Origin of the sequence: Clostridium lundense DSM 17049, assembly GCF_000619945.1 — a bacterium.
GTDB classification, from domain to species: domain Bacteria; phylum Bacillota; class Clostridia; order Clostridiales; family Clostridiaceae; genus Clostridium_AO; species Clostridium_AO lundense.
Genome location: NZ_JHVC01000045.1, coordinates 1 through 6,935, shown reverse-complemented (window position 1 = coordinate 6,935; position 6,935 = coordinate 1). Strand labels below are relative to the sequence as shown.

Genomic DNA, 6,935 nt, shown 5'->3' with positions numbered 1-6,935 from the left:
ATCTCAAAGCGGATTACTCCTTTGGTTAAGTCTTTATGCAAAAACTTAACATTATGCGGTATTAATCCTCCTTTCGGAGGGCTATCCCCCACTTTGAGGCAGGTTGCCCACGTGTTACTCACCCGTCCGCCGCTAATCCATTCCCGAAGGAATTTCATCGCTCGACTTGCATGTGTTAGGCACGCCGCCAGCGTTCGTCCTGAGCCAGGATCAAACTCTCAATTTAAAAGTTTAATCTTTTTAGCTCATCGCTATTTTAAACAGTTTCCTGTTTGAATTGACTGGTTTCTCTTCTCTGTTTAATTTTCAAAGACCATGTCGCTGTCATCTGACAGCTTATTCATAATATCACATCAGTTTTTCTTTGTCAACAACTTTTTTATATTTTTAAAAGCTGTTTTAATAACTATTTAAAATTATTTAAAAATCAAATCTTACCAATCTGATTTTACACTGTTGTGTTGTCGCATCTCTCAGCGACATGTGTTATTCTATCATATATATGATTCTAATTATATTATATGTACCTCAAAAAACTTATTTATCTTTATTATTATCTTTTTTTCGCTTGTTTTTTCTATATTATTGATGATGATACACTAGAATAAGTTGGTGATCTTTGTTAAATACTTTAATAATACTATATATTTTTTTATATAACATTTATAATAATACTATTAGATATACTTTATTTGATTTAGGAGATGTTTCAATGGTAATGAGTATAGGATCCTATTTTTCTATAATCTTTTTTATAAATGCATTAATAGCTATTATAATAATACTATTAGAAAGAAAAAGACCCGAAAAAACAATAGCATGGCTCTTAGTTATATTATTGCTTCCCCCCATAGGTTTATTCCTATATGTCTTTTTAGGCCGAAATTGGAAGATGCATAAACTAAATAAGGATTTCTCACCAAAGATAAAAGAGCTTATATATAAGGTAATAAATAAAATAGAAAATCCTGAATATCTACCACTTATTGCATTGCTAGCACAAAATAGCGAATCTCCTCTGTTTGTATATAACGATATTACTATCTTTAAAAATGGTAAAGAAAAATTTGATGCTTTAAAAACTGAAATACTACACGCCAAAAATCATATTCATTTGGAGTATTATATAGTTAAAAATGATGGGATAGGAAACGAAATAAAAGATTTACTTATAAAAAAGTCTTTAGAAGGTGTTAAAGTAAGGTTTATAATAGATAGAGTTGGTTCAATAAAACTTGGTAAAAAGTATATTAAGGATATGGTTAATGCTGGTATAGATGTAGTTCAATATTCATATTTTTTAGCACCACTTCTTAAACTAATAAATACACAAATTAATTATAGAAATCATAGAAAGATAGTTATTATCGATGGCACTGTAGGCTTTATAGGTGGAATAAATATAGGAGATGAATACTTAGGAAAAGGCAAATTAGGATATTGGCGAGATACTCATTTGATGGTAAAAGGAGATTTTATTTTAGGTCTTCAAGGGGTTTTCATAGATGACTTTTGTACCATAAAAAAAGCTAATGAAAATAACAATAGCTTTGATGATAACTTTTATAATTATTTCCCTCAAGTGGAAAAGGCAGGGCAAAAAATTATGCAATTAGTAAAAAGTGGACCTGACTCTCCATATCCTGCTATAATGCAAGGTATGCTAAAAATGATTTCTATGGCAAAAAATCATATATATATAACTACTCCTTACTTTGTACCTACAGAAAGTATAATGGATTCACTTAAAATAGCTGTCCTAGGTGGCATTGATGTAAAAATCATATTTCCAGGAAAGTATGATCACTTTACTGTATATTATGCCTCTAGAACTTATTTAGCTGAACTTATAAAATGTGGAGTTAAGGTATATTTTTATGATAATAAATCATTTATTCATTCGAAAATAATGACTGTAGATGGTAAAATATCTACTATAGGCACTGCTAATATGGATATAAGAAGTTTCGAATTAAATTATGAAATAAATACAGTTATATATGACGATGAAATAACATCAAAACTTGAAGATTTGTTCTTTGAAGATTTGAATAATAGTACTATTATTACAGAAAATGAATATGATAATATTTCTCCATTTACTAAGGTAATAGAAGCAGTAGCTAGATTATTTTCTGCTCTTTTATAATATAGCACAAATGAAAGGGAGGTTTAGTTGGGAAACATACGTTTTCCCTAGTATTATGAGTGAATTAGATATTATTAAACAAAAAATAAAAGAAATATCCGAAAGCTATACGGAAGATAATATTGGAGGGTGGATAACAGGAGATGGTCCTGTACCTTGTGATATACTATTTGTAGGAGAAGCTCCAGGAAAAACAGAAGTAGAAGAAGGTAAACCTTTTGTTGGTGTAGCCGGAAAAAATTTTAAATCCTACTTAGAACTAATAGGATTAGCACGAGAAGATATTAGAATAACTAATACTTGTTACTTTAGGCCAATAAAGATTAAAGAAACTACTAGTGGAAGAAAGTCTATAAGTAATAGGCCGCCAAAAACTTCAGAAATTAATTTATTTAAGCCTATACTAGAAAAAGAAATTTCTCTAGTAAATCCTAAAATAATAATAACTTTAGGAAATGTGCCATTAAAAAGTCTTACTGATTTTAAATCCATAGGAGAATGTCATGGTACCCTTGTTTATAATAATAACTTAAAAAGATATATTTTTCCTATGTATCATCCTTCTGCTTTAACTTATAATAGAACTGAAGAGTTTAAAAAAATGTATACAGAAGATTGGTTAAAAGTAAAAGAAGCCTTAGCTAAAATCTAAGGCTTCTTTTACTTTATATATTAAGCTAACTCTTTTAGTAATTTAATACTATCTTCTATATCTTTAATATTTATCATTTCAGATGAGCAATGTATATACCTACAAGGTACAGATAACTCACCTGTCTTTACACCTAAACCCTCTTTGTGTATAGTACCACCATCAGATTTAGAATTAGACACTACATACTGAACTTTCAATTTTAATTTCTGCGCTGATTCTTCTATCATATTCTTTATATCTTCATGCATTATTAATGTTTTATCCATTACCTTTATAATCGGTCCTTTACCTAACTTTATATTATTCTTTCCTTCTATAACATCTTCTGATCCCTCTAAATCTACCACAATACAATAATCTGGTTTTATAGTATGTGCTGCCGCTCTAGCACCTCTTGCTCCTAATTCATTTTGTGTGGAAAACACAAAATATGTTTCTCTATTAATATTTTGCAACTCTTTTGCCAAACTTAAAAGAATATAGCATCCAACTCTATTGTCTAAATTAGAGCTGATTATATTCCCTTCTCCCACATTTAAACAAGAACCTGCTAAACATGCTGTATCTCCTTCATTAACTAACTTCAAAACATCTTTCCTAGTATTTATTCCTATATCTATAAAAAGTTGCTCCTTATTTAAAAATAACTTTCCAACAGTTCCATTTTTAAACCTTACAATATTATGTACTACATCAGAAGAATTAAATTCGCCTATCTTTTCTACTCTTATTAATCCATTATCCTCTATAAAAGAAACCATAAAACCTATAGTATCCATATGAGCACAAAACATCATTTTTTCTTGCCCTTTTCCTAATTTTACAATTAGATTTCCTATCTTATCTTCACTTATAATACATTTTGTATCTTTCAATTCATCTTTTATAATATTTCTTACGTCATCTTCATTTCCACTTACTCCAAAAGCATTTACAAGATTACTTAATAACTTATCCACTATAAAATTCCTCCCTAACCTAATGTTCTTATATATTCTATTACTAGCTTACATGTATTTTGGTAATCTTCTAGACTAGCTACCGAAACAGATGAATGTATATATCTACATGGTACTGATATAGTTGCTACCTTCGCACCTTCTCCTGACATATGAATCGCTCCTCCGTCATTTCCACCTGTAACACTTCTTCTTAATTGGTATGGAATGCTTTTTTCATTAGCTACCTTTATTATATCTGCAAATATTTGTGAGCTAAATAAACTTGACTCATCCATTATAGAAATCGCTGGTCCATTTCCAATTTCCGTTCCTCTTTTATACTTTGGAATATTAGGCATATCTGCACATACAGTACCTTCCAACACAATACCTATATCCGGCTTTACAGTAAATGATGATATATAAGCTCCTCTCTCACCTACTTCTTCTTGAACATTAAATACCCCATAGATATCACACTGAAAATCTTCTTTTAAAATTTCTGCTAAAATGCAACAACCTATCCTATCATCGAATGCTTTTCCTTTTACTAGTCCTCTACCAAAATCACCAAACTTAGTATCAAATACTGCATAATCACCCAATCTAACTACTTCTTTTGTTTCATCCTTAGAATTTGAGCCAATATCAATACAATATTCAGAATAGCTCATACTTCTACCTTTTTCTTCCTTGCTTTGAAGATGTATTGGCTTTATTCCTATAACCCCAGTTATTTTGTTTTCACCTATAAATACTACTTTAGCAGGAGGAACTTTGCTATTTATTTTTCCTAATGGATAAAATCTTAAGGTTCCATCTTCATTATATCCTGTTATTATAAATCCCACTTCATCCATATGTGCATCTATTATAACTTTTGTACCATTACCCTTTTTATGAGCTATAACATTTCCCATCTTATCTATTATGATGTCATCAACATACTTTTCTATTACTTCTTTTATTATACTTCTTATATCTCCTTCATACCCAGATACTCCAGATGCATTGCTTAAAGTTTCTAAAAGCATAGTATTTCCTCCAATTCAGCATTATTTAATTTTTCTATAAATTTAGCTAGAAGTCTCCCAGTATTTCTTATATCTTGAATATTTACTATTTCTACAGATGTATGCATATATTTAATAGGTATTGATATAAGTAGTGTAGGAATACCTTGACCAGTTATTTGTATATCCCAAGCATCTGTACCCGTATTTCCTGGCTCTACTTCAACTCCATAAGGTATATTATATTCATCTGCTATTTTCATAATTAATTCTCTTATTTTTACATGTATATTAGGTCCAATACATATAACTGGCCCATTTCCTAATATATTTTCTCTGTCTTTATCCCCTAAATTACTAGAATCAAAAGTTACATCTATAGCAATACCTATGTCAGGAGCTATATTATAACTTGCTACTTTAGCTCCTCTATGCCCTACTTCTTCCTGACAGGAACAAATAAAATATATATCCATATCATGATTTATATTTGCGATTTCTTTAGCACATTCATACATAGCTGCTATGCCTGCTCTATCATCAATAGCTTTACAAGTAACATTATTGTTTAATAATTCATAAAAACTTCTTTTCAAAGTAACATAATCACCAATATTAACTATATTTTTTAGTTCCTCAGTACTATAACCTGTATCAATTAAAAGATCATTTATATTAATGGATTTTTTACTTTCTTCATCATCCATTAAATGAGGTGGCTTTATGCCTATAATTCCTTCTATAGTCTTTTTTCCATGAATTATAACTTCTTGTGATACTAGCGCTTTAGGGTCTATTCCATTACTTTTAAATTTGAGAAAACCATTATTAGTTAAATCTGTGATCATTAAAAAAACTTCGTCTGCATGAGCCATAATCATTAATTTTCCTTTTTTGTTGCCCTTTTTATGTATATAAATATTATTCAAATTATCTATGGAAACTTCTCCAAAGTCCTGAAATCTATCCTTTATTACATTATAAATTGATCTTTCCCTTCCACTAGGTGAATGAATTTCACAAAGGTTTTTTAGAAATTCCTTACATTCCATACTTATTATCTCCTTTAAAAATTAATTATTTATAGTATGCCACAGCAATTTTTTTTAATTTTAATAAATAAACCTTCAACATGTAACCATATTGAAGGTTTATAAATAATTCTTACTCTATAAAATGGTTTTTATTACTGAAATTTTAAGATTATAAAATGCTATGTCTCAATTTTGCCTAGTTATTCTTCCTTATTCTCAGATTCATTATCAATGTCAGATTCTATATCACACTCTGCATCCAATGTTTCCTCTTTTTTATCTTTTATAGTAGTTATCTTTTCTTCTATTTCTTCTATATTTCTATTAGCTTCTACTATAGATTTACAACTTTCCTCTAAATCTTTATCTATTATTTCACCATTCTTATATTTTTCATATACAATTTCACCAATTGTTTTATATAATTTATCGATATTATCTTTTTCTGTGGATATACTTAAATTCAATTTAGATACTTCTACTATTTCTCCAGATTTTTTTGCTACCGTAGCTGCTCCATCTCCTACTGTCTTAGCAATTTTAGAAATTCCCATAGTTATACTATCTTTAAGTGCCATAATAAAATTCCCACCTTTATATATAATTTTTCATTTCTATTATTTTAATAATATAATAACGGTATTACTATGTCAATATATACCTATTATATCAATATTATTCATGAAATTACTTTTAGAATACTTATTTTATATAAATAAAAAAACCCTATCAAATATGATAGGGTTTGGTGGCTCACCGGGGAATCGAACCCCGGACACCATGATTAAAAGTCATGTGCTCTACCGACTGAGCTAGTGAACCATATACAACCTGGCGACGACTTACTCTCCCACAAGGCCTCCCTTGCAGTACCATCAGCGCTTCAAAGCTTAACCTTCGTGTTCGGTATGGGAACGGGTGTTACCTTTGAGCCATAATCACCAGATGCTGATTTACAGAAATCTTTGATTTCGTTTTAAATCAGTTTGAAAGAAATATTCTTTCAAAATTGCACAAAGTAATTTTAAGATCAAGCCCTCGACCTATTAGTACTAGTCAGCTGAATGTATTGCTACACTTACACCTCTAGCCTATCAACCTTGTGTTCTTCAAGGGGTCTTACTAGCTTACGCTATGGGAAAT

General features: G+C 29.7%; 6 protein-coding genes, 1 tRNA gene and 3 rRNA genes. 2 read left to right on the top strand and 8 right to left on the bottom strand.

The features are described 5' to 3' along the window. Positions 1 to 226: ribosomal RNA gene (locus tag T514_RS0121895) — 16S ribosomal RNA — on the bottom strand; the annotation flags it as partial. Positions 227 to 718: 492 nt separating this feature from the next. On the opposite strand from T514_RS0121895, the gene cls reads away from it, so the two are divergent. Continuing rightward, positions 719 to 2,149 (top strand): cardiolipin synthase, encoded by a 1,431-nt coding sequence (gene cls / locus T514_RS0121890; RefSeq protein ID WP_027626657.1) that lies wholly within the window; start codon positions 719 to 721, stop codon positions 2,147 to 2,149. Between the two features lie 55 nt (positions 2,150 to 2,204). Beyond that, entirely contained in the window at positions 2,205 to 2,801 is a 597-nt protein-coding gene (locus T514_RS0121885) for a uracil-DNA glycosylase (RefSeq protein WP_027626656.1), read from the top strand. A gap of 20 nt (positions 2,802 to 2,821) precedes the next feature. Here T514_RS0121885 and T514_RS0121880 read toward each other — a convergent pair whose 3' ends face one another. The 7 genes from T514_RS0121880 to T514_RS0121850 form a co-directional block, all read right to left on the bottom strand. Further along, positions 2,822 to 3,763 (bottom strand): M42 family metallopeptidase, encoded by a 942-nt coding sequence (locus T514_RS0121880; protein WP_027626655.1) that lies wholly within the window; start codon positions 3,761 to 3,763, stop codon positions 2,822 to 2,824. A 14-nt stretch (positions 3,764 to 3,777) separates the two neighbouring features. After that, entirely contained in the window at positions 3,778 to 4,779 is a 1,002-nt protein-coding gene (locus T514_RS0121875; RefSeq protein WP_027626654.1) for a M42 family metallopeptidase, read from the bottom strand. After that, complete coding sequence (locus T514_RS0121870; protein ID WP_027626653.1) at positions 4,770 to 5,810, bottom strand: M42 family metallopeptidase; 1,041 nt, start codon at positions 5,808 to 5,810, stop codon at positions 4,770 to 4,772. The genes T514_RS0121875 and T514_RS0121870 overlap by 10 nt, the downstream gene beginning before the upstream one ends. A 182-nt stretch (positions 5,811 to 5,992) precedes the next feature. After that, positions 5,993 to 6,370, bottom strand: coding sequence for a hypothetical protein (locus T514_RS25355; RefSeq protein ID WP_051542256.1), 378 nt, complete (start codon positions 6,368 to 6,370; stop codon positions 5,993 to 5,995). 168 nt (positions 6,371 to 6,538) lie between these two features. Continuing rightward, positions 6,539 to 6,614, bottom strand: a tRNA-Lys gene (locus T514_RS0121860). Between the two features lie 7 nt (positions 6,615 to 6,621). Then, positions 6,622 to 6,738: ribosomal RNA gene (gene rrf, locus T514_RS0121855) — 5S ribosomal RNA — on the bottom strand. A gap of 80 nt (positions 6,739 to 6,818) precedes the next feature. Continuing rightward, positions 6,819 to 6,935, bottom strand: a 23S ribosomal RNA gene (locus tag T514_RS0121850); the annotation flags it as partial.

Coding starts and splice junctions, on each gene's coding strand:
- T514_RS25355 (WP_051542256.1), bottom strand. CDS start 6,370: ATGGCACTTAAAGATAGTATAACTATGGGAATTTCTAAAATTGCTAAG.
- T514_RS0121870 (WP_027626653.1), bottom strand. CDS start 5,810: ATGGAATGTAAGGAATTTCTAAAAAACCTTTGTGAAATTCATTCACCT.
- T514_RS0121875 (WP_027626654.1), bottom strand. CDS start 4,779: ATGCTTTTAGAAACTTTAAGCAATGCATCTGGAGTATCTGGGTATGAA.
- T514_RS0121885 (WP_027626656.1), top strand. CDS start 2,205: ATGAGTGAATTAGATATTATTAAACAAAAAATAAAAGAAATATCCGAA.
- cls (WP_027626657.1), top strand. CDS start 719: ATGAGTATAGGATCCTATTTTTCTATAATCTTTTTTATAAATGCATTA.